Consider the following 25,556-nt stretch of genomic DNA (forward strand, 5'->3'; position numbering starts at 1 on the left):
CCTTGACCACAACGCCACGCACCAACCCGGGCGTCCGCGGGCCCGCGCGCATCATGGTCGCCAACCGGGGCGAGATCGCGCTGCGCGTCATGCGCACCCTGCGCCGCATGGGCATCAGCCCGGCCACCGTGTACACCGACGCCGACGCGAACGCCCCGCACACCCTCGCCGCCGACCTGGCGCTGCGGGTGGAGCACTACCTGGACGCCGAGGCGATCGTCGCCCTGGCCCTGGACTGCGGCGCCACCGGCGTGCACCCCGGCTACGGCTTCCTGTCCGAGAACGCCGGCTTCGCGCGCGCCTGCACCGACGCCGGACTGGTCTTCGTGGGCCCCCCTGCCTCGGCGATCGAGGCCATGGGCGACAAGATCCGCGCGAAGGACACCGTGGCCGCCGCGGGCGTGCCCGTCCTGGGCGGGTTCACCGAGAAGCCCGGGCGGCCCCTGGGCGACGACGAACTCCTGCGCGCGGCCGAGGAGACCGGCTACCCGCTGCTCATCAAGCCCTCCGCCGGGGGCGGCGGCAAGGGCATGCGGTCCGTGCACTCCCCCGACGACCTGGTAGCCGGTGCCGCCGCCGCCCGGCGCGAGGCCCTGGCCTCCTTCGGCGACTCCACCCTGCTGGTGGAGCGGCTGGTGGAGCGGCCCCGCCACATCGAGGTGCAGGTCATGGCCGACGCCCACGGCAACGTCCTGCACCTGGGCGAGCGCGAGTGCAGCCTCCAGCGCCGCCACCAGAAGGTGGTGGAGGAGGCGCCCTCCCCGCTGCTCACCGACACCCAGCGCGCCACCATGGGCGAGGCCGCCGTGGCCGCCGCCCGCTCGTGCGGGTACGTGGGAGCGGGCACGGTGGAGTTCATCGCCGAGGCGGGGCGGGGCGGCGACCTGTCGTTCTCGTTCCTGGAGATGAACACCCGCCTGCAGGTCGAGCACCCGGTCACCGAGGAGGTCGTCGCGGTGCGCGGCGAGCGCGGCGTGGACCTGGTGGAACTCCAGGTGCGGGTGGCCTACGGGGAGGAGCTGCCCTTCGCCCAGTCCGACGTGTCCTGGGTCGGGCACGCCGTGGAGTCGCGGATCTACGCCGAGGACGCCGACCGCGGGTTCCTGCCCACCGGCGGGCCGATCCTGTCCCTCGCCGAACCCCGGGGGCACGAGGTCCGGGTGGACTCGGGCATCGCCGAGGGAGGGCGGATCACCTCGGACTTCGACCCGATGCTCGCCAAGGTGATCACCTGGGGCGCGGACCGCGCCGAGGCCCTGAACAGGATGGACTCCGCGCTGGCCTCCTACCAGCTGTTGGGCTGCGTGACCAACACCGCCTACCTGCGCCGGCTGCTGCGCCACCCGCGTGTGGTCGCCGGGGACCTGAGCACCGACCTCATCGCCTCCGACCCGCCCGCACCGGCTCCCGAGCGGACGCTCGACGAGGTGTACGCGGCCGCGGCCCTGGACCACCAGCTCGACCTGGAGACGGAGCCGGGCGCCGACCGCTTCGCCGTGCCGGACGGCTGGCGGATGGGCGGCCCCGCCTGGACCCCGTGGCGGCTGCGGCTCTCCGGGCGCGAGGCCGTCGCGGTCCGGGTGCGCCGCGACGGGGAGCCCGGGCGCTACCTGGTGAGCGTGGCGGAGGGGGAACCCGTCGCGTTCGGGGCCCGGCGCTCCGCCGACGGCACCCGGCTCACCGTCACCGACGGCTACGCCACCCGCACCTACGCGCGCGCCGACGACCCCGGCACCGCGCACCGCTGGCTGGGCTCGGGCGGCGCCGCCTGGAGCCTGCACGAGGAGCCCGTCGCGGCCGCGCTGCGCGAGGACGACGCCGCCGCCGACGGGACCGTGCGCAGCCCCATGCCCGGCACGGTGCTCTCCGTCGCCGTGCGGGTGGGGCAGACGGTGAGCGCGGGGACCCCGCTCGCCGTCGTGGAGGCCATGAAGATGGAGCACTCCGTCACCTCACCCGTCGACGGGACCGTCGCGGCCGTGGCGGTGCGCCCCGGCGCGTCCGTGCCCATGGACGCCGTCCTGGTCACCGTCGAACCCGTTCCGAACGCGTCCGCCGACACCCCGTCGGACGCGCCCTCCCCCGCCACCAGCGAGGAGTCGCACGCATGAACCGTCACCAGCTCTCGACCGAGCACGCCGACCTGCGGGCCGCCGTGGAGGAGTTCGCCCGCGAAGAGGTCGCCCCGGTCATCGGCGACTACTACGAGCGGGAGGCCTTCCCGTACGAGATCGTCGCCAAGATGGGCCGGATGGGCCTGTTCGGGCTGCCCTTCCCCGAGGAGCACGGGGGCATGGGCGGCGACTACTTCGCCCTGTGCCTGGCCCTGGAGGAGCTGGCCCGGGTGGACTCCTCGGTGGCGATCACCCTGGAGGCCGGGGTGTCGCTGGGCGCGATGCCGATCTTCCGGTTCGGCACCGAGGACCAGAGGAAGGCGTACCTGCCGCGGCTGACCTCGGGCGAGGCGCTGGGCGCGTTCGGGCTGACCGAGCCCGACGGCGGGTCTGACGCGGGCGCCACCAGGACCACGGCCCGCCTGGAGGACGGCCAGTGGGTGATCAACGGGACCAAGTCCTTCATCACCAACTCGGGCACCGACATCACCGCGCTGGTGACCGTCACGGCCGTGACCGGGCGCCGGGAGGACGGGCGGCCGGAGATCTCCTCGATCCTGGTGCCCGCGGGCACACCGGGCTTCTCCGTGGGCCAGAAGTACTCCAAGGTGGGGTGGAACGCCTCCGACACCAACGAGCTGGTCTTCGAGGACTGCCGGGTGCCCGAGGCGAACCTGGTCGGCGAGCGCGGGCGCGGGTACGCCCAGTTCCTGCGGATCCTGGACGAGGGCCGCATCGCCATCGCGGCGCTGTCGGTGGGCCTGGCGCAGGGCTGCGTGGACGAGAGCGTGCGCTACGCCCACGAGCGGCACGCCTTCGGCAACGCGATCGGCAGCTACCAGGCGATCCAGTTCAAGATCGCGGAGATGGAGGCGCGTGCGCACACCGCGCGGCTGGCCTACTACGACGCGGCCTCGCGCATGCTGGCGGGCGAGCCCTTCAAGAAGGAGGCGGCGGTCGCCAAGCTGGTGGCCTCCAACGCGGCCATGGACAACGCGCGGGACGCCACGCAGGTGTTCGGCGGGTACGGGTTCATGAACGACTACCCCGTGGGCCGCTTCTACCGGGACGCCAAGATCCTGGAGGTGGGCGAGGGCACCAGCGAGGTGCAGAAGATGCTCATCGCCCGCGAGCTGGGCCTGCCCGCCTAGGGCCTGTTTTGTAGAAGTGGGTGTGCGACAGGGTCTGCTCTGGCAGGGTCGTGTCATGGCCGGTCGTCATGAACTCTCCGATGCCGAGTGGGCCCTGCTCGCCCCCCTCATGCCCGCCGACCCGCGCAAGGGCAAGAAGTGGGCCGACCACCGCCGCATCATCAACGGCATCCTGTTCCGTGCCCGCACCGGCATCCCCTGGCGGGACCTGCCCGAACGCTACGGCCCCTGGGAAACCGTCGCGGGCCGCCATCGCCGCTGGTCCCTCGACGGCACTTGGCAACGCATCGCCGACCGGCTGCGCATCGACGCCGACAGCGGCGAGGAACTCATCGTGGGGATCGACTCCACCAGTGTCCGTGCCCACCAGCACGCAGCCGGGGCCGCGAAAAAGGGGACCATGTCCGGGACGAACCGGACGGGGCCGAGGCCCTGGGCCGCTCCCGGGGCGGGTTGACCACTAAAATCCACCTGCTGGCCGACTCCCAGCGGCGTCCTTTGGTCGTGCTCTCCAGTCCCGGCCAGCGCGGGGACGGCCTGATGTTCGCACCGGTGATGGGTGCGTTGCGGTTGCCGCGCAGCGTGGGTAGACCTCGAACCCGCCCGGACCGTCTGCTGGGCGACAAGGCCTACTCCAGCCGGGCGAACCGGGACCACTTGCGTCGTCGCAAGATCAAAGCGACCATCGCCCAGCCCAGGGACCAGCGCGAGAACCGCCGTCGCAAGGGATCGGCGGGTGGTAGGCCTCCGGTCTTCGACCGGGCGGCCTACCGGGGCCGCAACACCGTGGAGCGGTGCATCAACCTGCTCAAGCAGAACCGGGCGGTCGCGACCCGCTACGACAAGCGGGCCGCGATCTTTGACGGGACCGTGTTGGTGGCCTCGATCCGGATCTGGTTGCGCAACCTCACCGATCCAAAAAACAGTGCCTAGGCCCCCCGTCCGCGGACCCGGGCGTGTGCGCTCTCACGCCCGGGTCCGGTCGGCGGCGTACGGGCCTGGCTCGGCCCGGGCCGGGTGCTGGGACGCCGAGGACCCGGGCGGAGCGCCGCGTCGGCGGTTGACGTGCGAGGAGCGGTTGCGGCACGGGCGGGGCGAACGGTGGCCGGTTCCGGACAGCCCTCACCCTCCGTGTCCGCCGCATGACCGCGCACCGTCGGGGCCGCGGGGGCGGGAAGGGCCGTGTGGCAGGCGAAGGAGGGTCCCCGAGCCGCGCGGAGGAAGGCGTTCGCGCAGGTGGTGACCGGGCGGGGACGCGCGGTGACGGTGACGTCGCGCCCGTTCCGGGTAGACCGTGGGCGGACACCGCGAGGCCGCGGCCCCCCAGCGTCACCGCGGAACAACAACAAGGGGTGACAAGCACCCGAAATCAACACAGAATGGACCCGTACGGCCAGCGCGGGTCCCCGACTTTCCCGACCCGACCCGCTCAGGATGGGCTCTTCGCGGCCCACGGCCACCTCACATCCCCCAGCCGGAGGAGACATGGAAGGCGCCCTGTCTGTGATCGCGCTGGTCGCCGTCGTCATGTCGGCCGGCACGATCGCGGTCGCCGCGCACTTCCGCAAGGAACGCTCCACCGAGCTGCGCGGATGGGCGCGTGAACGCGGGTGGACCTACACCGAACAGCTCCCCAGCCCGTTGGGGGACGCCGTACTCCCCCGTGCCGCCCTCGGGCCGCACCCGCGCGCACAGCACGTGCTCACCGGCCGCCGGGGCCAGCACCTGGTCGTCGCCTTCGAGCAGACCCACACGGCGGGCAGGGGCACGGAGCGGATCCGCCGCGTCCACCGCGTGGTGGCCGTGCGCACCCCCGGACCCAACGCCGAACTACAGATACTGCGCAGGTGGGACCCGGACGCCTCCGACGACGACTTCGCCGGCGCCTTCCACGCGACGGGCAACGATCCCGCGTTCACCGGGGCCGTGCTCGACAACGTGGTCACCAAGTGGCTGCTGACCGATCCCAGGTCCCGTTCCCTTCCCGTACGCTTCAGCGGGGACTACGTCCTCACGTGGGCGGCCATGCGGCTGGATCCCGACCGGGCCGTGACCGCCGCCGACTACCTGATCGCCCTCGTGGAGCGGATCCCCGCCGAGGCCTGGAAACGGCGCGCCCCCGGCCGCTGAGCGGCCTCACGCGCACGTCCGGGCACCCGGACCCGCCCGTGAGGCGGATAAAATTCGCCTTGCCCCCGTAGCAACAAGGAGTACCGCCCTCATGAGTGACCCCAACGCGACGCACCGCATCTCGCGCGCGGACCTGTTCCGCGACGACGAGGAGGAGACCAACGCCCCGGACCCCAACGCGACCGCGCGCATCTCCCGTGCGGACCTGTTCCGCGACGAGGAGGAGTCCCAGGCGCCCGGCGAGCGGCGCTGACCCGAGACGGCGGAGCGCCCACCCGGTCACCCCGGATGGGCGCTCCTCTCGTGTGCGGTTCGGGCGCCCACGGGGTTCCCGTTCTTCGGACGCCCGAACCAGGAAGACACCGCGCCGCAGGCGGTCGTTGAGGGCGGTAGCCCGTCCCGACGCGCAGCGTCCCCGAAGAACGCTGTCTAGCGGCGCTCGCGGACGGCGGCGACGATCTCGGCCACCGCCTCGTCCAGCGGCACCCCGTTGTTCTGCGAACCGTCCCGGTAGCGGAAGGACACCGCGTTCTTGCTGACGTCCTCGTCACCGGCCAGCAGCATGAAGGGCACCTTCTGCTTCTGGGCGTTGCGGATCTTCTTCTGCATGCGGTCGTCGCTGGCGTCCACCTCGACGCGGATGCCCTCCGCGCGCAGTCTGGCGGCGAGCTCGCGCAGGTAGGGCACGTGCTCGTCGGCGATGGGGATGCCGACCGCCTGCACCGGTGCCAGCCAGGCCGGGAACGCGCCCGCGTAGTGCTCCAGCAGGACGGCGAAGAAGCGCTCGATGGAGCCGAACAGGGCGCGGTGGATCATCACCGGGCGCTGGCGCGAGCCGTCGGCCGCGGTGTACTCCAGGTCGAACAGCTCGGGCAGGTTGAAGTCCAGCTGGATGGTGGACATCTGCCAGGTGCGGCCGATGGCGTCCTTGGCCTGCACCGAGATCTTGGGGCCGTAGAAGGCGGCGCCGCCCGGGTCCATGACCAGTTCCAGGCCCTGCTTCTGCGCGGCCTCGCGCAGGGTCTCGGTGGCCTCCTCCCAGACCTCGTCGCCGCCGACGTACTTCTCCGGGTCCTTGGTGGACAGCTCCAGGTAGAAGTCGTCCAGGCCGTAGTCGCGCAGCAGTTCGAGCACGAAGGTCAGCAACGAGTCGAGCTCGTCCGCCATCTGCTCCTTGGTGCAGTAGATGTGCGCGTCGTCCTGGGTGAAGCCGCGGGCGCGGGTCAGGCCGTGCACCACGCCCGACTTCTCGTACCGGTACACGGTGCCGAACTCGAACAGGCGCAGCGGCAGCTCACGGTAGGAGCGCCCGCGCGCGTCGAAGATCAGATTGTGCATCGGGCAGTTCATCGGCTTGAGGTAGTAGTCCTGGCCGCCGTCGAGCTGCATGGGGGGGTACATCCCGTCCGCGTACCAGCTCAGGTGCTGGGACTTCTCGAACAGGGTGCTCTTGGTGGCGTGCGGGGTGTAGACGAACTCGTACCCGCTCTCCTCGTGCCGCCGCCGCGAGTAGTCCTCCATGACCCGGCGGACGGTGCCGCCCTTGGGGTGGAAGACCGCCAGACCCGAGCCGATCTCGTCCGGGATGGAGAACAGGTCCAGCTCGGAGCCGAGCTTGCGGTGGTCGCGCTTCTCGGCCTCCTCCAGGAAGGTCAGGTGGTCCTTGAGGGCCTCCTTGCTCTCCCAGGCGGTGCCGTAGACGCGCTGCAACTGCGGGTTGGTCTCCTTGCCGCGCCAGTAGGCGGCGGCGGTGCGCATGAGCTTGAATGCCGGGATGACGCGGGTGGTGGGCAGGTGCGGACCGCGGCACAGGTCCTTCCAGCACAGCTCGCCGGTGCGCGGGTGGACGTTGTCGTAGATGGTGAGCTCACCGGCTCCCACCTCCACACCGGCGCCCTCGGCGGCCTCGGTGGCGCCGCCCTTGAGCCCGATCAGCTCCAGCTTGTAGGGCTCGGTGGCCAGTTCGGCGCGGGCCTCCTCGTCCGAGACGACCCGGCGGTCGAAGCGCTGCCCCTGCTTGACGATCTGCTGCATCTTCTTCTCGATGCTCTTCAGGTCGGCGGGGGTGAAGGGCTCTGCGACGTCGAAGTCGTAGTAGAAGCCGTTCTCCACGGGCGGGCCGATGCCCAGCTTGGCCTCGGGGAAGAGCTCCTGGACGGCCTGGGCCAGCACGTGCGCGGTGGAGTGGCGCAGGATCGCCCGCCCCTCCTCGGAGTCGATGGCGATCGGCTCGACGGTGTCGCCCTCGCGCAGTTCCCGGGCGAGGTCGCGCGGCTCGCCGTTGACCAGCGCGGCGATGACGGTCCTGCCGTCGGCCTCCAGAGCCTGGCCCGCCGTAGTGTTCGCCGCCACCGCACGCGGGGTTCCGGCGAGGGTGATGTGCAGCTCAGGCGCGGCGGACACGGTGACTCCTAGGAAGACGTGGATGATGTCGAACGCGGACCGGCCGCTGTGCGCGGCCGGGCGTGTACTCCTTCCCGATGCTAGCGGCTTCGGGGCGGGGCCGCCCCGGTTGTCCACAGGCCGCGCGACCGCGCTGGCGACGCGGAGGACGTGGTGGGACGGTGGGATTCAGGCGCCGCGGACCCGGGGTCCGACCGGGGATTCGGTCAGGGATTCGGACTCTTCGGGGCGTACCCGCGTGAACCGCACACAGGACGGGCAGGGAACCAGACAGGGACTGATCTGTCATGGAACGTCACCTTTCGTGGGACTGTCCACACCCTTACGAAAGGCCATTGATCCCGTTGTCAGGATCGGTGAGAATCAACAGATGCCCTGGCCATCGCCCCCAGTCGACCCGAATGCATCCACTCGCTTCGACCGAATACTGTGAGCGCATGTCACCGAGCCCCACCAATGACCCGCCGGCCCCGGAGACATCCCCCACCCGCCGCACCCGCGCGCGCAGGTGGCGGCGGATGCGCGCGCGGCTGCGTCTCTTCCGCAGGCGCATGCACACGCACCCCGCGCTGCGCCTGCCCTGGAGCGTGCTCGTGGGGACCGTCGGCGTGGTCGTGATCCTGGCCGGGCTGGTCATGATGGTCGTCCCGGGTCCGGGCCTGGCTTCGGTCATCCTGGGGCTGGTCATCCTCAGCACCGAGTTCCGGTGGGCGCAGAAGGTGGTGCGGCCCGCCCAGGTGTGGTTCCACCGCGCCGAGCGGTACGGGATGCGCCTGAAGGAGGAGTTCTTCCGGCGCCTGCGCGCGCGCAGGGCGGTGCGGCGCGGACGCCCCCTGCCGGACACCCCGTCCGACTAGCCCCCTGAAACCGGCCGGGCCCCTGTCGACGGCCCCGGTGGGCGGTGACGGCGCGCGGGCGCCGGACGCGGGGGTTCGACCCCAGCCGACCGCGCCGGAGCACCCGCGTGGACGAGGCGGGCCCCGCGCGGGAGGGACGAGGCCCGGCGCGAACGGGACGGCGCCCCGCACAGACGAAAACGGTCCCACCGGGGGTAGCTACCCCCGAGTGGGACCGTCTCAGAGCCGTGTGGGCGATACTGGACTCGAACCAGTGACCTCGTCGGTGTGAACGACGCGCTCTAGCCAACTGAGCTAATCGCCCTGAGCTTCCTGCCTGCCCGCCCTGTCGGCCGGACAAGTAAGACTCTAGCGCACGTTCGGGGGTGCTCGACGCACACGGGAGCCCCCGACGGACGCCGTTCCACGTGACGGAGGTCACATTAACCTTTCGAGGGACTCGCGGGAGTGTCCGCACCCACCCCCGATCCCCGCAGTGATAAGGAGTTCCCGCCCCCGTGGACCCGTCGAACACCACCCCTTCATTACCTCCGCGTGACGTGGGACACCCGACATTGGGAAATCTTTGGTTTGTCCTGGTCATTACAGTGACGAAGGATCGTGGCGCCGCACCGCGGCACGCCGGGCCCGCCGCACGGGCGGCGAGACCTCCGGTCCCACCCACCAAGAAAGCCTCCGTACTCACGTCATGTTCCGCGGGAAGCCGCGTTGGAGCCCGTGAGACGGCAACCGACCCGCGCCGCAACAGCAAGGCCGGACGAGAAAAGGTTTGGCGAACATGAACAGTAGCGACACCACTGCCACCGCCGAGCTGGGCCTGCGGCTCGTGGTCCCCGAACGCACGGCGGTCCCCCTGGTCGCGCGCCTGGACTACAGCGCGGACGACCCCTACGCCATACGGGTGGCCTTCCACACCGGCGAGGACAACCCCGTCGAGTGGATCTTCGCCCGCGAGCTCCTGACCGTCGGCATCGTGCGGCCGGTCGGCGAGGGCGACGTCCGCGTGTGGCCCTCCAAGGACGACAACGGCGACCGCAGTGTGAGCATCGCGCTCTCCTCCCCCTTCGGTCAGGCCGAGTTCGACACCCAGGTCTCTCCCCTGGCCGAGTTCCTCCACCGGACCTACGAGATCGTTCCGGCGGGCCAGGAGGGCCAGTTCGTGAACCTCGACGAGGAGATCCAGCAGCACCTGCACTCCTGATCCGCGGGCCCCGGGCCCTTCGCGGAGCACTCCCGACGGCTGAGGGGGCGGCGCACCACGCGCCGCCCCCTCAGCCGTGTCCGCCCCCGGCTACCGGGATCAGGGGTCGATGTCGGCCGCGGAGCGCTCCGCGAACACCGACGCGGCCTTGGCGGTGACCGGTCCGGGCTCGGCCGACACCGCGCGGCCGTCCACGTGCAGGATCGGCTGCACGTCGCGCCCGGTGGAGGTCAGGAAGGCCTCGGTGACCTCGGGGAGGCGCTCCATGGGCACGTCCTCCTCCTCGCCCCCGAACCACTCCAGGACGAGTTCGCGGGTGATCCCCGCCAGCGGGCCCGCCGACAGCGGCGGGGTGACCAGCCTGCCGTCGAGCACCACGAAGATGTTGCTGCCGGTGCCCTCGCACAGGTTGCCGCTCACGTTGCGGAAGAGCGCCTCACTGGCGCCGCGCTGCTTGGCGTAGGCCAGGGCGCGCACGTTGTCGGCGTAGGAGGTGGTCTTGAGCCCGGCCAGGGCCCCGAACTCGTTGCGCGGCCAGGGGACCGTCGCCACGTCGGCGTGCGGAGCGATCCCGGGGAAGGGCCCCAGTGCCACGATGGCGGTCTGCTCGCCCGGGGCGCGGTCCGACCCCAGCGGCCCGGCTCCGTCGGTGACCGTGATGCGCACACGGGCGTCGGACAGCTCCGGGTTGGCCGCCACCGCGCGGGCGACGCCGTCGGCGATCAGCTCCAGGTCGGGTCCGGCCATGCCCAGCCCCTCCGCGGAGCGGGCCAGCCGCCTGAGGTGGCGGGTGAGGGCGAAGGGGCGGCCGCCGCGGGCCCGCACCGTCTCGAAGACCCCGTCACCCACCGTGATCCCGTGGTCGACCACGGGAATGCGCGCCTCGCTCTCGTCGACGACGGTGCCGCGACCGTACCCGGCACCCGCGATCCACACCTTCATCTGCCACCCCCACGTTCTCAAGAGCCCAGGTAGGGCCGGTGTCTGCACGATCCTCCCACCTCGTCGGCGTGTCACGACCCGCTCCTTCCGTAACCTCCGTACGGCGGGTTGGCAAGTCCCGTGACCGGCACCGGCCGATGGTCTAGTACCCATGCCCGTTTTGCGGAGGTATCGCGACTGGTCACACGGCTCGACGGTCTGGGCGGCCCACCCGGAATCCACCGTGGCGGCCGGACAGATAAGTTACGAATGACTATCATCTGGGCAACGCTTATGCGGGACCGGTGGCAGCCGAGTTCGGAGCTTTCCCCCAAGGCACCCCGGCGGCGGCCCGCAGTGCGCGTGTCCCACGTCACGCACGACCACTGACAGAGCAAAGAGAGACATGACCCCACCGAGTACCGCCCGCGGAGAGCTCAGCTGGTTGCTGGACGATCTCCTCACGCGTGCCTCCGGTACGCAGCACGCCATCGTCCTGTCCACCGACGGGCTCCTCATGGCCACCTCCAGCGGACTGGACCGTCCCGCCGCCGAGCACCTGTCCGCGATCGCCTCGGGGCTGCACAGCCTCGCGGGCGGGGCGAGCAAGCAGTTCGCCGCGGGCGGCATCCGCCAGAGCATCATCGAGATGGACCGCGCCTTCCTCTTCGTCGCCGCGGCCGGAGAGGGCGCCTGCATGGCGCTGATGTCGGACTCCGACAGCGACGTGGGCCTGATCGCCTACGAGATGAACAAGGTGATCGAGAGGGTCGGCCAGTACCTCTCGGCGCCTCCCCGACCCGACATGCCCTCCTCCCCGGCCCACGTGGAGAAGTAGCTCCCGCCGCCTCGGCGGGTCGGCGGGACCTGCCACGGCGGGGCACGGGTGCGCCCGGTGCGCCCGGCCGATTTCGCGCTTGGCCGGGAATCCGCTAGAGTTCTTAACGCAGCGAGGGGCGCTGACGGGGACGAACCCCGGAAGCCGGACTCGCCGCGCGGACGTGGCTCAGCTGGTAGAGCATCACCTTGCCAAGGTGAGGGTCGCGGGTTCGAATCCCGTCGTCCGCTCGAACGGAAGCGTTCCGCGCCCCCAGGGTCGCGGAGCGGTTCCGGCTCCGGAGTCCGCTCCGGGGCGCACGCGGACGTGGCTCAGCTGGTAGAGCATCACCTTGCCAAGGTGAGGGTCGCGGGTTCGAATCCCGTCGTCCGCTCGGAGAGGCCCGCATGGGTGTCACTCGACAGCCCCCCATCGCGTTCCGGCGGAGTGGCCGAGTGGTTGAGGCAAGGGACTGCAAATCCCTGCACACGGGTTCGATTCCCGTCTCCGCCTCGCATCAAGCTTCACACCTCATCCCCCGATGAGGGCGGTTAGCTCAGTTGGTTAGAGCGCTACCTTGACACGGTAGAGGTCACAGGTTCGAATCCTGTATCGCCCACTTCACTCCGGAGCGGCCCCGCTCGCGCGTAACCGCGCTCGCCGGGCCGCTTCGTCGTTTCTCCTGGGGGACGACCCCCAGACCCCCGACCTCCCCTCGGGCCAGAGCGCGTGCTCTGGCCCGAGGCGTTTTCCGGGGGCGCGACCGGGACACCGGCTTGGTTACACGCGCGCACGGAGGGTAGACGAACACCACCCCGACCCCCAGGAGGCCACCGTGTTCGCCACCATCGCCGCCGTCCTGTTCGGACTCGCCCTGCTGCTGGAACTGCTCGGCGAGAACATCCAGGACCTGGTCACCACCACGACCCTCACCCTCGCCGGGCTGCTGTTCCTCGCACTGCACGCGGGGGGCTACGGCTCGGGCTGGAAGCGCGGGCGCCGCTAGGGCCGCGGACCCGCCGAGACGCGACCGGCGGCCGACGTCCGCCCCGGCGCAGGGGCTACCTCAGCGAGGTCACGGTCCTGCGGACGGGACGGCGGGGCTGCCCGTCCGAGAAGAACTCCGGTGACGCGGCCCGGATCCGCCCGACGTCCTCGAACACCGCCCGCAGGTGGGAGCGCAGCGCCTCCACCGCGGTCCCGGTGTCCCCGGCCTCGATGGCGTCCACGACCAGCGTGTGCTGTTCCACCAGCTCCCCGATCGGGCGCGTGTCGATCAGGCTCAGCCGCCGGGCCCGGTCCAGGTGGGCCTTGGCCGCGTTCACCGTCCGCCAGGCGCTCTCGTTGCCCGCCAGCGCCAGCAGCGAGCGATGGAACTCCTCGTCGAGCTCGAAGAAGCGGTCGTGGTCGGCGCCGCCGCCCGCCTCCCGCTGCGCGCCGAGCAGGACGCGCAGGTCGCCGACGTGGTCGGCAGAGAAGGGGGGCCGGGCCTGGGCGAGGGAGGTGCACTCCACCGCCTCCCGGATGAACTGCGCCTGCCGGACGCGCTCGGGGTCCACGAGTGAGACGAACGTGCCGACCTGGGGGTAGACCTCCACCAGCCCCTCCTCGCGCAGCAGGATGAGGCTCTCGCGCACGGGCGTCCGGCTCACGGCGAGCTCGGTGGCGAGTTCGTTCTCCGACAGCGGCGTGCCCGGCTTGAGCTCCAGGGTGATGATCGCGCGGCGGATGGTGTCCAGGGTGCGGTCCCGCGCGGACAGCAGGGGTCCCCCGGACCGGGTCTGGTCGGCCATGAGGCGAGTCTACCGGCATTGACGCCACTGGTATGGCAGTGCTTGTATGTCAGTTGCCATCATGTTCACGTACGGTTTCCCCGATACTTCTTCGCAGGTGGAAGCCCTTCACAAAGGACCGGCCGATGACCGAACAGGCACCCCCCGCGCCAGCCGGACAGGGGGAGCGCAGCACCCGGGACCTCACCAAGGCCTCCGTGTCCGGGTGGCTGGGGACCGCCATGGAGTTCATGGACTTCCAGCTCTACTCCCTGGCCGCCGCCCTGGTGTTCAACCAGATCTTCTTCCCCGACCTCAACCCCGCGGTCGGCCTGATCGCGGCGATGGGCACCTACGGCGTCGGATACGTCGCCCGGCTCGTCGGGGCGGTCTACTTCGGCCGCATGGGCGACCGCCTCGGTCCCAAGAAGGTCCTGTTCATCACCGTCGCCCTGATGGGCGTCTCCACCACCCTGATCGGCGCCCTGCCCACCTACCAGCAGGTGGGCCTGCTCGCCCCGATCCTGCTCGTGGGACTGCGGCTGATCCAGGGCTTCGGCGCGGGCGCCGAGATCGCGGGCGCCACCGTGATGCTGGCCGAGTACGCCCCGGCGAGACGACGCGGGTTCATCGCCTCCCTGGTGTGCCTGGGCACCAACTCCGGCACCCTGGGCGCCTCCGCGATCTGGGCGGTGCTGGTGTTCGCGCTCTCCGAGGAGCAGCTCCTGACCTGGGGCTGGCGCCTCCCCTTCCTGGCGAGCTTCCTCCTGCTGCTCCTGGCGCTGTGGATTCGCTTCTCCGTCAAGGAGAGCCCGGTCTTCGAGCAGCGCGAGGACATCGTCGACGGCGTGGCGATGTCCCGGAGCGAACTGGCCGCGGCCGCGGTCGAGGAGGACAGGAGCGGTCTGGAGACCGCCCTGCGCCAGCGCAAGGGCCGCGCGTTCCTGCTCGCCCTCGGCCTGCGCTTCGGCCAGGCGGGCAACTCCGGCATCGTCCAGACCTTCCTGGTCGGCTACCTCAGCGCCAACCTGATGCTCAACGACGCGGTCGGCACGTCCGCGATCGTCTACGGCTCCCTGCTCGGCTTCGTCACCGTCCCCCTGGTCGGCGTGCTCGGCGACCGCTTCGGACGCCGCCCCGTCTACCTCTTCCTGACCGTGGCGAGCATGCTGTTCGCCGTGCCCATGATGCTGATGATCGAGACCGGCGACACCGTGCTCGTGACCGTCGCGATGGTCGTCGGGCTCAACCTGTCGGTCCTGGGCCTGTTCTCCGTGGAGAGCGTCACCATGGCCGAGCTGTTCGGGGCGCGCACCCGGTTCACCCAGCTGGCCCTGGCCAAGGAGATCGGCGGCGTCCTGGCCACCGCGATCGGCCCGGTGCTGGCCGCCACGCTCACCGCCGCGACCGGCTCCTGGTGGCCGCTGTCGGCGATGATCATCACCTACTCCCTGATCACCCTCGTCTCCGCCTACCTGTCCCCCGAGGTGCGCGGACGCGACCTGGTCCGACTGGAGGACGCCGTATGAGGGCCGTGACCGTCCACGGAGCCGGAGACCTGCGCGTCGACGAGCTCCCCGACCCCGTCCCCGGCGAGGGGGAGGTCGTCGTCGCCGTGGAGTGGGGCGGCGTCTGCGGGTCCGACCTGGCCTACTGGCGCCACGGCCGCTCGGGCACCGCCGTGCTGCGCGACCCCCTCGTGCTCGGCCACGAGATCGCCGGACGCGTCGCCCGGGTGGGCCCCGGCGTGACCGGCGTCGAGGAGGGGCTGCCCGTCACCGTGCACCCGGCCGAGCTGGTCGGCGACGGGCGCATGCCGGAGCGGCTGGCCGGGCGCACCAACCTCTACCCGAGGGTGCGCTACTTCGGGTCGGCCGCGTTCTCCCCGCACACCGACGGCGGTTTCTGCGACCTCAAGAAGGTCGCGGCCCGGCAGCTGCGGCCCCTGCCCGAGGGGGTCGACACCCGCAGCGGGGCGCTGGCCGAACCGCTCGCCGTGGCCTGCCACGCCGTCAACCGCGCGTCGGGCGCCGTGGGGGGCGTCGCGGGCCGGGACGTGTTCGTCAACGGCGCGGGGCCGATCGGCTCGCTCGTCGTCGCCGCGCTCCGGCACGCGGGGGCGGCCCGGATCACCGTCGCCGACCTCGGGCGGGCCCCGCTGGAGGTGGCCCGGGCCATGGGCGCAGACGACACGCGCGACCTCTCGCGCGGGGACGCGCTGCCCGAGGACGCCGAGCTGGTCTTCGAGGCCTCCGGCGCCCCGGCCGCCCTCGGCGGGGTCCTGCGCGCGACCGCGCGCGGCGGAACCCTCGTCCAGGTGGGCAACCTGCCCGGAACGCAGGCCCCGGCGGCGCTGGGCGAGCTCGTCACCAGGGAGGTCACCTGGATCGGCTCCTACCGCTTCGTCGAGGAGATCGACGACGCCCTGGCCGCGATGGCCGCGGGCCTGGACGTCACCCCGCTCATGACCCACTCCTTCCCCGTCGGGGAGGCGCACGAGGCGATGCGGACGGCGGCCGATCCCGCCTCCGGCAGCAGCAAGGTCATGCTGCGCTTCGCCTGAGCCGCGCCGCGGGCGCCCGCGCTCCCCACCCGGGAGCGGGCGCCTCCCCCTCCATCCCAGAAAGGGCATTCCGTGAAGATCACCGACGCGCGTGTCGTCGTGTCCTCACCCGGCCGCAACTACGTCACCCTGGTGGTCGAGACCGAGGACGGCGTCACCGGCATCGGCGACGCCACGCTCAACGGCCGCGAACTCGCGGTCGCCTCCTACCTGCGCGACCACGTGTGCCCGCTGCTCGTCGGACGCGACGCGCGGCGGATCGAGGACACCTGGCAGTACCTGTACAAGGGCGCCTACTGGCGCCGCGGCCCGGTGACGATGACCGCGATCGCCGCCGTGGACGTGGCGCTGTGGGACATCAAGGGCAAGGCCGCGGGCATGCCCCTCTACCAGCTCCTTGGCGGGGCCTCGCGCGAGGGCGTCCTGGTCTACGGGCACGCCAGCGGCACGTCACTGGACGGGCTCTCCGAGGACTTCCAGCGCCACCTGGACCTGGGCTACCGGGCGATCCGGGTCCAGGCCGCGGTCCCCGGACTGGACAAGACCTACGGGATCGCCCCGGCGGACGGCCGGGTGTACGAGCCCGCCAGCGGCAACCGGCCCCAGGAGGACACCTGGGACACCCCGGCCTACCTGGACTTCGCGCCGACCATGATCGCCCACGTCCGCGAGCAGTTCGGCTACGGCGTGCACCTGCTGCACGACGTGCACCACCGGCTCACCCCGATCGAGGCGGGCCGCCTGGGCGCGGCGCTCGAACCGTACCGGCTGTTCTGGATGGAGGACCCGACCCCGGCCGAGGACCAGTCCGCGTTCCGTATCCTGCGCCAGCACACCACCACCCCCGTGGCGGTGGGCGAGGTGTTCAACTCGATCTGGGACTGCCAGCAGCTCATCACCGAGCGGCTCATCGACTACGTCCGCGCCTCGGTGTCGCACACCGGCGGCATCACCCACCTGCGCCGCGTGTTCTCGCTCGCGGAGCTGTACGGGGTGCGCTCGGGCTCGCACGGCGCCGGTGACCTGTCGCCGGTCGCCATGGCCGCGGCGCTCCACCTCGACCTGGCCATCCCCAACTTCGGCATCCAGGAGCACATGGGCCACACCGGCCCCTACGCGGAGGTCTTCCGCACCTCCTACTCCTTCTCGGACGGGTACATGCACCCCGGCGACGCACCGGGCCTGGGCGTGGAGTTCGACGAGGAGGCCGCGGCCCGCCACCCCTACGAACCCAGGTACCTGCCGGTCAACCGGCGGCTCGACGGAACGGTGCACGACTGGTGAGCACGCACGGACTGACGGATGAGAGCGGGCCGCTGGACGTCGTCGTCCTGGGCGAGGTCCTGCTGGAGGTGGCCACCGACGTCCCCGTCGCGCACGGGGTCCCGGCCAGGCTCGGCGTCTCGGGCGACGCCCTGAACGTCGCCGCGGCGGCGTCCCGGGCCGGGGCCAGGGTCGGCCTGGCCGCCGTCCTGACCGACGACGAGCTCGGGCGGGCGGTCGCCGACCGCGTCGCCGAACTGGGCGTGTCCACCGGCATGCTGCGTTTCCGTCCCGGGCAGCAGGGCGTGTACCTGGTGCACAGCGACCCCGAGGGCGAGCGCGCCTTCTCCTACGCGCGCGCCGGGAGCGTGGGCTCGACCCTGTCCCCGGAGGACCTGGACGAGGAGGCGGTCGGCGCGGCGGGAGCGGTGGTGGCGGGCGGCATCGCCTGCGCGGTCTCCGACAGCGCGCGCCGGGCGGTCCTGGCCGCGGCGCGCCTGGCCCGCAGGTTCGTGTTCGACCCCAACCACCGGCCGCGGCTGGCCTCGCGGGAGGAGGGCGCCGCGACCCTCGCGGAGCTGGCCCGGCACGCCCACCTGGTGACCCCCTCCCACCCCGGCGAGACCTCCGCCCTGCTGGACAGCGCCACCCCGGCCGAGGCGGCCCGCCGCCTCCTGGAGGCGGGCGCCCGCAACGTCGCGGTGACCTGCGGGTCGCGCGGCGTCCACCTGGCCACGCCGCGGGAGGAGTCCTGGATCGACGCGGTCCCCGCCCCCCGGGTCCTGGACCAGACCGGCGCGGGGGACGTGTTCGTGGGTACCCTGACCGCGCGCCTGACCCTGGGCGATCCCCTCGCGGAGGCCGCGCGCCTGGCGGCCGCCGCGGCCAGTCTGAGCGTGGGCGGGCGCGGCGGAACCGGTTTCCTGCCGACCCTGGAACAGACCCGCGCGCACGCGCGGGGCGAGAAGGAGGCGACGCGATGACCCGGCTGGACCTGGCGGCGCTGCGGGCCGCGGGGCGCACCACCGCCCTGGACCGCGGCGACCTGCGCACCGGGGTGGTCCACCTCGGGATCGGCGCGTTCTACCGCGCCCACGGCGCGGTCCTGACCGAGGAGGCCATGCTCGCCGCGGGCGAGACCGGATGGGGCATCAGCGCGGTGACCGGGCGCTCGGCCCGGGTGTGGGAGCAGCTGGCCCCGCAGGACGGCCTGTTCACGGTCACCGAACGCGGTGAGGGCGCCCGCCCCGTGCGGGTGGTCTCCTCCGTCCGCGAGACCCTGTCCGGCCCGGCCGACCCGTGGGCGGTGGCGGAGCGCATCGCCCACCCCGACACCCGGGTCGTCACCCTCACGGTCACGGAGAAGGGGTACCTGGCGTACCCGGTCACGGGGCGCCTGGACACCGGCGACCCCCGGGTGCGCGCCGACCTGGACGGCGGCCCGCCGCTCACGCCGGTGGGGCAGATCGCGCGCGGCCTCCAGCTGCGCCAGCTCCGGGACTCCGGTCCGGTGACCGTGCTGTCCTGCGACAACCTGCCCGACAACGGTGAGCTGACGGCCGCGCTGGTCGCCGACTTCGCCGACGCCCTGCCGGGCGCGGAGGGCGAGCGGCTGCGGTCCTGGGTCCAGGAGCACGCGGCCTTCCCGAACACGATGGTGGACCGGATCGTCCCGGCCACCACGGCGGCGGACCTGGACGCGGTCGAGGCGGAGCTGGGCCTGCGCGACGAGGCGGCCGTGGTCGCCGAACCCTTCCACCAGTGGGTGATCCAGGACCGCTTCGCCGGTCCGCGCCCGCGGTGGGAGGCGGCCGGGGCCACGATCACCGACGACGTGCGGCCCTGGGAGGCGGCCAAGCTGCGCGTGCTCAACGCCAGCCACTCCCTGCTCGCCTATCTCGGCCTGTCCGTGGGGCACACGACGATCGCCGCGTGCGCCGCCGACGACGCGGTGGCGACGGCGGCCCGCCGCCTCGTCCACGAGGAGGTCCTGCCCTCGCTCACCCTGCCCGAGGGCTTGGACGGCGGGGCCTACGCCGCGTCGGTGCTGCGCCGGTTCGCCAACCCCGCGCTGGGCCACACCACCGCCAAGGTCGGGGCCGACGGCTCCCAGAAGCTCGGCCCCCGCGTCGTGCCCACGGTCCGGGACGTGCTGGCCGGGGGCGGTGAGCCGCGGTGGAGCGCCCTGGTGGTGGCGGCGTGGATGCACCACGTCGCCACGGCCGGTCCGGGACTGGAGGACCCGCTGGCCGACTCCCTGCGCGCGCTGCTGCCCGGGAGCGGCGGGGCGCGGGAGGTGGTCGCCGCGCTGCTGCGCTCGGAGGTCTTCCCCGGGGACCTGGCGTCCCATCCGGTGTTCACCGAGCTGCTGGTCCACTGGTACGGGGTCGTGTCCGCCGGGGGCGGCGCGCTGGCGGCCGAGGTCGCTTCGTGAGCGCGGGCGACAGGGACGACGTACGCGGCACGGACGACGGGAGCGGTGTGAACGACGGGAGGAGCGGCCGGAGCGAGGGGGGCGGCGGAGGCGGCGGCATCGGGGCCGTACTGGCCCTGTCGCCGGTCGTGCCCGTGGTGACGGTGGACTCCCCCGGACGCGCGGTCCCCCTGGCGGAGGCGCTGCTGGCGGGCGGTGTGGGCGTCGTGGAGGTCACCCTGCGCACGCCCGGCGCCCTGGAGGCGGTCCGGGCGATCGCGGAGGACGTGCCGGACATGGTGGTGGGCGCGGGGACCGTGCTCACCCCCCGCCAGGCCGACGAGGCCGCGGAGGCCGGGGCGCGCTTCCTGGTCACGCCCGGCACCACGGCCCGGATGCTGCGCCATCTGGTCGCGATCGGGGTTCCGGCCCTGCCGGGGGTGGCCACCGTCAGCGAGGTGCTGGCCGCCCGCGAGGCGGGGATGCTCGCGCAGAAGCTCTTCCCCGCGTCGGTTCCGGGAACCCCGTTCCTGCGCTCGGTGGCGGGCCCGGTCCCCGACGTGGTGTTCTGCCCCACGGGCGGGATCACGGCCGCCACGGCCGCCGACTACCTGGCCCTGGACAACGTGGCGTGCGTCGGGGGGAGCTGGCTGACCCCCGGGGACGCGGTCCGGACGGGGGGCTGGGCGCGGATCACCGGGTTGGCCGCTGCGGCGGTGCGCTTGGGCGCGGGCGCTGGCGGGGACGGCCGCCCCGGCTCCGCGCCGCCGCGCGTCGGCCCGGGCGCTACGGGCGCGTGACCGGGGCCCGCTGAGGGCCCGGCTCGCCGGTGCGTGCGCCCTGGGGGCGCCTGCGGACGCGCCCCCAGGGCTTGAACACCGACAGGGCCATGGCCGCGGCGACCGCGGTGGTGGAGACCAGGGGCGGGAACAGGAGCTGGGCGCCGACCGCGAAGGGCGCCTCCTCGGCGAGGGCGGTGCGGGCCCGGGCCGCCAGCGCGGTGACCTCGGGTGAGAGCAGCAGGACCACGAGGGTCAGCAGCACGACGTTGGCCGCCAGTTTGAGCAGGACCCACCAGTACCGGACCAGTCCGTACCTGGTCCCCCAGCCCAGGACGATCCCGGACAGCAGGGTGAGGGCGCCGACCGCGACCAGCGGCCACGTCGCGAAGGCCGCGAGGGCGACCGCGGCGGAGGCGTCGTCGCCGCCGAGCAGCGCGGTGACGACGAGGAGGCCCAGGGCGAGGTCGAGCCCGAGCCAGCTTCCGGCCGCGGCGATGTGGGTCAGCAGGACGGTCTTGCGGGTGCGGGCGCCGAGGCGCCGCCGGCGGGTCGTCACGGTGTCCATGCGGCCAGTGTCCGAGCGCGGGCCGGAGACGGCGTACAGCCGAGGACGTATTCCGGTGTACGCGGATTCCGGTGTACCCGGACGCGCGGCCCGTGAGAAGGGTCGCAGTGGGCGCCGGCGCTTTGACCGCCACGGAGGCAACAGTGTTTACTCGACAGGGGTAAACGCCTGTTCACCCCCACGCGCCACCTGGAGGCACGATGCCGTCCGCCCCGCGCCTGCCCTCCTGGGCGACCACGGGAATCCTCACCCTCTGCGGCCTGATCGTCTCGTTGCAGCAGACCCTCGTCATCCCCCTGCTGCCGGACCTCCCCCAGATCCTCGGCGTGTCCGCCGACGACGCGTCCTGGCTGGTCACCGCCACGCTGCTCACCGGAGCCGTGGCCACGCCGATCGTCTCCCGCATGGCCGACATGTACGGCAAGCGCAGGATGCTGCTCGTCTCCCTCACGGTCATGACGGCGGGCTCGCTCATCGCGGCCCTGGGCGGCAGCTTCGTGCCGATGCTGGTCGGGCGTGCCATGCAGGGGTTCGGCGCAGCCCTGATCCCGGTGGGCATGAGCATCATGCGCGACGAGCTGCCCAGGGAGAAGCTCGCCGGGGGCATCGCCCTGATGAGCGCCACCCTGGGCATCGGCTCCGCTCTGGGGCTGCCGCTGTCCGGCGTGCTCTACAGCGCGTTCGGCTGGACCTCCCTGTTCTGGTCGACGGCGGCCGTGGGCGCCGTGCTCCTCGTGCTCATCCGCCTGCTGGTCGAGGAGTCCCCCCAGCGTTTCCCCGGCCGCTTCGACATCACGGGCGCGCTCGTGCTCTCGATCGTCCTCGTGGGCTTCCTGCTCGCGCTGTCCAAGGGCGCGTCGTGGGGCTGGACCAGCGGCCAGACCCTGGGCCTGACCGCGTTCTCCGCCGTCGCCCTCCTGGTGTGGGTCCCCCTCCAGCTGCGCACGCGCGAGCCCATGGTGAACCTGCGCACGGCCTTTCGCCGCCCGGTCCTGCTCACCAACGTGTCCTCGTACTTCGTCGGGTTCGCGATGTTCCTCAACAGCCTGGTCACCACGCAGGAGCTCCAGGTGCCCGTGGAGACCGGGTACGGGCTGGCCCTGCCCGTGGCCGTCGCCGGGCTGGCGATGGTGCCGAGCGGTCTGATGATGCTGGTGTTCTCACCCGTCGCCAGCCGCATGCTCAACCGGTGGGGCGGGAAGCCGACCCTGGTGACCGGCGGGGCGATCATGGGCCTGACCTACCTGTGGCGGGTGTTCAACGCCGACACCGTGCTGGAGGTGATGGCGGGGACGATGTTCGTCAGCATCGGCACCGCCATCGCGTTCGCCGCCATGCCCTCCCTGGTCATGGCCTCCGCGCCACGGAGCGAGACCGCGTCGGCGAACGGGCTCAACGCCCTGGTCCGGTCGCTGGGCACCTCCAGCGGCAGCGCGGTGGTCGCGCTGGTCTTCGCCTCGCTGACCGTGGACGTGGGCGGCGTGGTGTTCCCCTCCGCCCAGGCCATGGACCTGTCCCACTGGCTCGGCGCGGCGGCGTGCCTGGTCAGTGTGCTCGTGGGCGCCTTCGTCCCGGGACGCGCCCCCTCCGTCGCGGACACGGCCGAACCCCGTACGCTGCCCACCGGAGCGGGCGAGGGGCCCGCGCGCGACCAGCGGGAGGTGGAAGCGTGACCGGGACCGACAGCCGCGGCGCCGTCGTCGCCGCGGCGCGGCGGCTCTTCTTCGAGCACGGATACAAGGGGGTGACCGTCCGCGACATCGCCGCCGCCGCGGGGGTCTCCCCCGCCCTGGTGATCAAGCACCACGGCAGCAAGGCCGAACTCTTCAACGAGGTGGGGCCGCACGACCTCCCCCTGGCCGAGCTGGACCTGCCCCGCTCCGCCATCGGCCGCGCCCTGGTGCGCAAGGTCCTCGCCCGCCGCGAGCACGGTGCGCCGGAGGGCTGGCTGGCCACCACCGCCCACGTGCGCGAGTCCCCCGACCCCGACCGCTCCCGCGCGGAGGTGCGCGCGAAACTCCTGGACAGCGTGGGCGCCCTGCTCGGGGACACCACCCCCGGACGCCGCTACGCCAGCGCCGTCTCCTGCCAGATGCTCGGTCTCGCCGAGGGCGTCCGCGTCCTGGGCATGTTCCCGGAGGAGGAGACCTCCCGGGAGGAACTGCTGGACCTGTACGCGCCCCTGATCCAGCAGCAGGTCGACGCCTGCGCGCGGGCCCGCGCCGACCGGCCGGGCGAGCCGTGACCCCGCCGGAACCGCAGTCTGGTAAGCCGGACGGTGTGAATAGCGCGAGAGGGACCGAAAGACGGAGCGAGGACGGGCGGAGGCCCTCGGCGAGGGAGAGGATCGCCCAGTGGGTGTGGCCGCTGTCGGCCGTGGTGGTCGTGGTCGTGGGCATGGTCCTCGGCTACGCGTTCTTCAGCTGAGCCGGGCGCGGCGCCGTGGACCCGGGCGGCCTCAGGCTCCGCCCGGGGAGGTGGCCGGCAGGCGGGTTGCCACCCACTGGTCGTCGGAGTCGCGGCGCATCTCCAGGGGCCCGTGGTCCTCGCCGGGGTAGACGAGGGCGACCGTGGCGATGGGGACCTCCCCCTCCAGGTCGGTGTCCATGGTGACCTCGCCGACCTCGATGCCCTCACCGCCCCGGAGCGACTCGGCGTAGAGCGGGAAGGCCGCCGGGCAGCCCTCGGCCCCGTGCTCGTCGGCCACCACCGTGCGCGCGGCCTCGTCCATCAGCGCGCAGCCCGCCTCTCCGTCGGCGGCCATGAGGGAGGCGAGGAAGCCCTGCGCGGCGCGCCGCACGTGGGTCTCGGCGTCCGGGTCCACCGGCTCCACCGCGGCGGCGCTCTCCTCGGCCTGCTCCGCGGTCTCCTCCGGGGCCTCCTCGCCGGAGCAGGCGGTGGCGGCGAGGAGCAGGGCCAGTAGCGGAGCGGAGAGCGGAAGTCTTCTCATGGCGGGCGCCTTTCGAGGGGGCGGGGGCGTCGCACCATTGTTACCGTATCGGCCCGCCGCGTGACCAGCGGTGTCCGAGCGGCCGGGATTGGCCCGGGTCGTCCGGACGGAAGGGCTCCCACCCATCACCAGAAGCCCGACCCGCGACGGATCCGGGGGTTGTCGGCGGGGTCGGGCTCTGGTGATATGGGAACGCGGTCCCCTCCCGACGGAACCGCTCCGGACTTTCTGGCGCACAGAGCACGCGCGGGCGTGCCACGGGCGGCTCCGCCGTGCGTCCGCGCCGGAGGTGACATGACCTACCCCCTGCGGGAGAGCCGTCCGACGGACCCGTTCACCCGTATCCCCCCGAAGCTGGGCGCCCGGCTGCGCCCGCTGGTGCCGTCGCTGGCGGAGGAGGCCCTGGAGGGCATCCGGCGCCGGGCGGAGTTCCACGCCGCGCCCCTGGAGCCCGCCGACTCCGAGGGCCTGCGGCGAACGGTGGAAGCCGGTCTGCGCGCCTTCCTGGACCGGGTGGAGGGCGGCGGGCGCTCCCCCGGACACGTGGACGCGCTGGCCGCCGAGTTCCGGGCCTTCGGCGCGGACGAGGCCCGGCACGGGCGCACCCTGGAGTGCCTGCACACGGGGATGCGCACGGCGGCGGCCGTGGCGTGGCGGCGGCTGGCCGACGCGGACGCGCTCACCCGGGACCACATGGCGGTGCTGGGAGAGGCGATCTTCGCGTTCCAGGAGGAGGTCTCGACCGCCGCGGCCGAGGGCCACGCGCGGGTGCGCGGCGCCGGGGTGAAGGCGCTGCGCAGGCGCCGGGCGCGGTTGTTGGAGGTGCTGCTGGCCGGGACGGGAGCACGGCGGGAGGCGGAGGCGGTGCCCGCGCTGGCCCGGGCCGCCCGGTGGCGGCTGCCCGAGCGGGTGGCGGTGGCGCTGCTGTACCGGGGCACGGACGGCGTGACGGCGGTCCCGAGCGGCACGAGCGGCCCGGCCCCGGCGGCCCGGGCGGCCGTGGTCGGCTCGTCGGCGGACGCGCTGTCAGCCTCAGCGGAGGCGTTCTCGCACCTCACCGCACTGCCGTCGGACGTGCTCGTGGGCCTGGACCGCGTGGAGCCGTGCGCGGTGGTGCCCGACCCCGAGGGGCCGGGGCGGCTGCGGTCGGTGGAACGCTCGCTGCGCGGGTCCTGCGCGGTGCTGGGCCCGAGCGTGCCCCTGGACCGGGCTCCGCTGTCGCTGGCCCGGGCACGGGACCTGGCGGAACTCGTGCGCACGGGCGTGGTGCCGGGCGAGGGCGTGGTGCGCTGGGACGACCACCTGCCCGCGCTGCTGCTCTCGCGCGACCCCGGTCTGATCGCGGAGATGACGCGGTCCCGGCTCGCCCCGCTGGCGCCGCTGCGTCCGCCGCAGCGGGAGCGGATGGCCGACACCCTGCTGGCCTGGCTGGAGTCGGGGCTCAACGCCAACGAGGCCGCCGAGCGGCTGCGCATCCACCCCCAGACCGTGCGCTACCGGCTGCGCCGGTTGGAGGAGCTGTTCGGCGAACGGTTGCGCGAGCCCGGAGAGCGCTTCGAACTGGAACTGGTCCTGCGGGCCCGCCGTCTGCTCGGCCCCCTGGAGGAGGGGCCGGTGTGGCCGGACGGCGGGTGACGGGCGTCTCCGCGCCGCG

The 25,556-nt window shown here is 73.0% G+C and carries 23 protein-coding genes, 5 tRNA genes and 1 pseudogene; 23 read left to right on the forward strand and 6 right to left on the reverse strand.

The features are described from left to right. The first annotated feature begins 2 nt into the window (after window positions 1–2). The 5 genes and pseudogenes from PV789_RS21040 to PV789_RS21060 all read left to right on the forward strand — a co-directional run bounded on the left by PV789_RS21040 (window position 3) and on the right by PV789_RS21060 (window position 5,648). The gene (locus PV789_RS21040; RefSeq protein WP_013154278.1) at window positions 3–2,111 is read left to right on the forward strand and encodes an acetyl/propionyl/methylcrotonyl-CoA carboxylase subunit alpha; all 2,109 of its coding nucleotides are present in this window, start codon (window positions 3–5) and stop codon (window positions 2,109–2,111) included. After that, window positions 2,108–3,265, forward strand: coding sequence for an acyl-CoA dehydrogenase family protein (locus tag PV789_RS21045; RefSeq protein ID WP_274974209.1), 1,158 nt, complete (start codon window positions 2,108–2,110; stop codon window positions 3,263–3,265). Before PV789_RS21040 ends, PV789_RS21045 begins: the two co-directional genes overlap by 4 nt. Before the next feature lie 55 nt (window positions 3,266–3,320). Continuing rightward, a pseudogene (locus tag PV789_RS21050) lies at window positions 3,321–4,198 on the forward strand (IS5 family transposase). Between the two features lie 552 nt (window positions 4,199–4,750). After that, window positions 4,751–5,395 carry a hypothetical protein gene (locus PV789_RS21055; protein ID WP_013154280.1) on the forward strand — a complete coding sequence of 215 codons (645 nt, stop codon included), beginning with the start codon at window positions 4,751–4,753 and terminating at the stop codon, window positions 5,393–5,395. 91 nt (window positions 5,396–5,486) lie between these two features. Next, the gene (locus PV789_RS21060; RefSeq protein WP_274974210.1) at window positions 5,487–5,648 is read left to right on the forward strand and encodes a hypothetical protein; all 162 of its coding nucleotides are present in this window, start codon (window positions 5,487–5,489) and stop codon (window positions 5,646–5,648) included. Window positions 5,649–5,824: 176 nt separating this feature from the next. Here the strand turns inward: PV789_RS21060 and thrS are convergent, their stop codons facing one another. Beyond that, complete coding sequence (thrS, locus tag PV789_RS21065) at window positions 5,825–7,798, reverse strand: threonine--tRNA ligase (protein ID WP_274974211.1); 1,974 nt, start codon at window positions 7,796–7,798, stop codon at window positions 5,825–5,827. A 518-nt stretch (window positions 7,799–8,316) separates the two neighbouring features. On the opposite strand from thrS, the gene PV789_RS21070 reads away from it, so the two are divergent. Further along, complete coding sequence (locus tag PV789_RS21070) at window positions 8,317–8,655, forward strand: PGPGW domain-containing protein (protein WP_248774641.1); 339 nt, start codon at window positions 8,317–8,319, stop codon at window positions 8,653–8,655. 230 nt (window positions 8,656–8,885) lie between these two features. On the opposite strand, the gene PV789_RS21075 is transcribed toward PV789_RS21070, so the two are convergent. Then, window positions 8,886–8,959 (reverse strand) — tRNA-Val (locus PV789_RS21075). A gap of 474 nt (window positions 8,960–9,433) precedes the next feature. On the opposite strand from PV789_RS21075, the gene PV789_RS21080 reads away from it, so the two are divergent. After that, window positions 9,434–9,856 carry an SsgA family sporulation/cell division regulator gene (locus PV789_RS21080; RefSeq protein WP_013154284.1) on the forward strand — a complete coding sequence of 141 codons (423 nt, stop codon included), beginning with the start codon at window positions 9,434–9,436 and terminating at the stop codon, window positions 9,854–9,856. Window positions 9,857–9,955: 99 nt separating this feature from the next. Here the strand turns inward: PV789_RS21080 and PV789_RS21085 are convergent, their stop codons facing one another. Next, entirely contained in the window at window positions 9,956–10,798 is an 843-nt protein-coding gene (locus tag PV789_RS21085; protein WP_274974212.1) for an aminotransferase class IV, read from the reverse strand. A gap of 385 nt (window positions 10,799–11,183) precedes the next feature. On the opposite strand from PV789_RS21085, the gene PV789_RS21090 reads away from it, so the two are divergent. The 6 genes from PV789_RS21090 to PV789_RS21115 all read left to right on the forward strand — a co-directional run bounded on the left by PV789_RS21090 (window position 11,184) and on the right by PV789_RS21115 (window position 12,600). After that, on the forward strand, window positions 11,184–11,615 hold the full coding sequence (locus PV789_RS21090) for a roadblock/LC7 domain-containing protein (RefSeq protein ID WP_013154286.1): 432 nt from the start codon (window positions 11,184–11,186) through the stop codon (window positions 11,613–11,615). 157 nt (window positions 11,616–11,772) lie between these two features. Continuing rightward, window positions 11,773–11,845 (forward strand) — tRNA-Gly (locus tag PV789_RS21095). Window positions 11,846–11,915: 70 nt separating this feature from the next. After that, a tRNA-Gly gene (locus tag PV789_RS21100) sits at window positions 11,916–11,988 on the forward strand. Between the two features lie 47 nt (window positions 11,989–12,035). Continuing rightward, window positions 12,036–12,107: transfer RNA gene (locus PV789_RS21105), tRNA-Cys, on the forward strand. A gap of 32 nt (window positions 12,108–12,139) precedes the next feature. Further along, window positions 12,140–12,213 (forward strand) — tRNA-Val (locus tag PV789_RS21110). Window positions 12,214–12,429: 216 nt separating this feature from the next. After that, on the forward strand, window positions 12,430–12,600 hold the full coding sequence (locus PV789_RS21115; protein WP_200904087.1) for a hypothetical protein: 171 nt from the start codon (window positions 12,430–12,432) through the stop codon (window positions 12,598–12,600). Between the two features lie 55 nt (window positions 12,601–12,655). Here PV789_RS21115 and PV789_RS21120 read toward each other — a convergent pair whose 3' ends face one another. Continuing rightward, on the reverse strand, window positions 12,656–13,387 hold the full coding sequence (locus PV789_RS21120) for a GntR family transcriptional regulator (protein WP_248771458.1): 732 nt from the start codon (window positions 13,385–13,387) through the stop codon (window positions 12,656–12,658). Window positions 13,388–13,512: 125 nt separating this feature from the next. On the opposite strand from PV789_RS21120, the gene PV789_RS21125 reads away from it, so the two are divergent. The 6 genes from PV789_RS21125 to PV789_RS21150 all read left to right on the forward strand — a co-directional run bounded on the left by PV789_RS21125 (window position 13,513) and on the right by PV789_RS21150 (window position 20,405). Beyond that, window positions 13,513–14,895 carry an MFS transporter gene (locus PV789_RS21125; RefSeq protein WP_274974213.1) on the forward strand — a complete coding sequence of 461 codons (1,383 nt, stop codon included), beginning with the start codon at window positions 13,513–13,515 and terminating at the stop codon, window positions 14,893–14,895. Continuing rightward, window positions 14,892–15,929: an L-idonate 5-dehydrogenase gene (locus PV789_RS21130; RefSeq protein ID WP_248771460.1), complete on the forward strand. Its 1,038-nt coding sequence runs from the start codon at window positions 14,892–14,894 to the stop codon at window positions 15,927–15,929. The genes PV789_RS21125 and PV789_RS21130 overlap by 4 nt, the downstream gene beginning before the upstream one ends. 72 nt (window positions 15,930–16,001) lie before the next feature. After that, on the forward strand, window positions 16,002–17,213 hold the full coding sequence (gene manD, locus PV789_RS21135) for a D-mannonate dehydratase ManD (protein ID WP_274974214.1): 1,212 nt from the start codon (window positions 16,002–16,004) through the stop codon (window positions 17,211–17,213). After that, window positions 17,210–18,175 (forward strand): PfkB family carbohydrate kinase, encoded by a 966-nt coding sequence (locus PV789_RS21140; protein WP_274974215.1) that lies wholly within the window; start codon window positions 17,210–17,212, stop codon window positions 18,173–18,175. Before manD ends, PV789_RS21140 begins: the two co-directional genes overlap by 4 nt. After that, window positions 18,172–19,626, forward strand: coding sequence for a mannitol dehydrogenase family protein (locus tag PV789_RS21145; RefSeq protein ID WP_274974216.1), 1,455 nt, complete (start codon window positions 18,172–18,174; stop codon window positions 19,624–19,626). Before PV789_RS21140 ends, PV789_RS21145 begins: the two co-directional genes overlap by 4 nt. Then, on the forward strand, window positions 19,623–20,405 hold the full coding sequence (locus tag PV789_RS21150) for a bifunctional 4-hydroxy-2-oxoglutarate aldolase/2-dehydro-3-deoxy-phosphogluconate aldolase (protein ID WP_498047624.1): 783 nt from the start codon (window positions 19,623–19,625) through the stop codon (window positions 20,403–20,405). Before PV789_RS21145 ends, PV789_RS21150 begins: the two co-directional genes overlap by 4 nt. Here PV789_RS21150 and PV789_RS21155 read toward each other — a convergent pair. Continuing rightward, window positions 20,392–20,952: a hypothetical protein gene (locus PV789_RS21155; protein ID WP_274974217.1), complete on the reverse strand. Its 561-nt coding sequence runs from the start codon at window positions 20,950–20,952 to the stop codon at window positions 20,392–20,394. The genes PV789_RS21150 and PV789_RS21155 overlap by 14 nt on opposite strands. 200 nt (window positions 20,953–21,152) lie before the next feature. Here PV789_RS21155 and PV789_RS21160 point away from each other — a divergent pair, with 200 nt between their 5' ends. From PV789_RS21160 to PV789_RS21170, 3 genes are read left to right on the forward strand one after another with little or no spacing between them, the layout of a single operon-like run. Beyond that, complete coding sequence (locus PV789_RS21160; protein ID WP_274974218.1) at window positions 21,153–22,625, forward strand: MFS transporter; 1,473 nt, start codon at window positions 21,153–21,155, stop codon at window positions 22,623–22,625. Continuing rightward, window positions 22,622–23,197, forward strand: a complete 576-nt coding sequence (locus PV789_RS21165) for a TetR/AcrR family transcriptional regulator (protein ID WP_274974219.1) — start codon at window positions 22,622–22,624, stop codon at window positions 23,195–23,197. Before PV789_RS21160 ends, PV789_RS21165 begins: the two co-directional genes overlap by 4 nt. A 35-nt stretch (window positions 23,198–23,232) precedes the next feature. Next, on the forward strand, window positions 23,233–23,379 hold the full coding sequence (locus tag PV789_RS21170; RefSeq protein WP_274974220.1) for a hypothetical protein: 147 nt from the start codon (window positions 23,233–23,235) through the stop codon (window positions 23,377–23,379). Between the two features lie 31 nt (window positions 23,380–23,410). On the opposite strand, the gene PV789_RS21175 is transcribed toward PV789_RS21170, so the two are convergent. Beyond that, window positions 23,411–23,902: a hypothetical protein gene (locus tag PV789_RS21175; RefSeq protein WP_274974221.1), complete on the reverse strand. Its 492-nt coding sequence runs from the start codon at window positions 23,900–23,902 to the stop codon at window positions 23,411–23,413. Window positions 23,903–24,196: 294 nt separating this feature from the next. Here PV789_RS21175 and PV789_RS21180 point away from each other — a divergent pair, with 294 nt between their 5' ends. Then, window positions 24,197–25,537 carry a PucR family transcriptional regulator gene (locus tag PV789_RS21180; protein ID WP_274974222.1) on the forward strand — a complete coding sequence of 447 codons (1,341 nt, stop codon included), beginning with the start codon at window positions 24,197–24,199 and terminating at the stop codon, window positions 25,535–25,537. The last annotated feature ends 19 nt before the right edge of the window (window positions 25,538–25,556 follow it).

Origin of the sequence: Nocardiopsis camelliae (assembly GCF_028993595.1) — a bacterium.
Lineage (GTDB): Bacteria > Actinomycetota > Actinomycetes > Streptosporangiales > Streptosporangiaceae > Nocardiopsis > Nocardiopsis dassonvillei.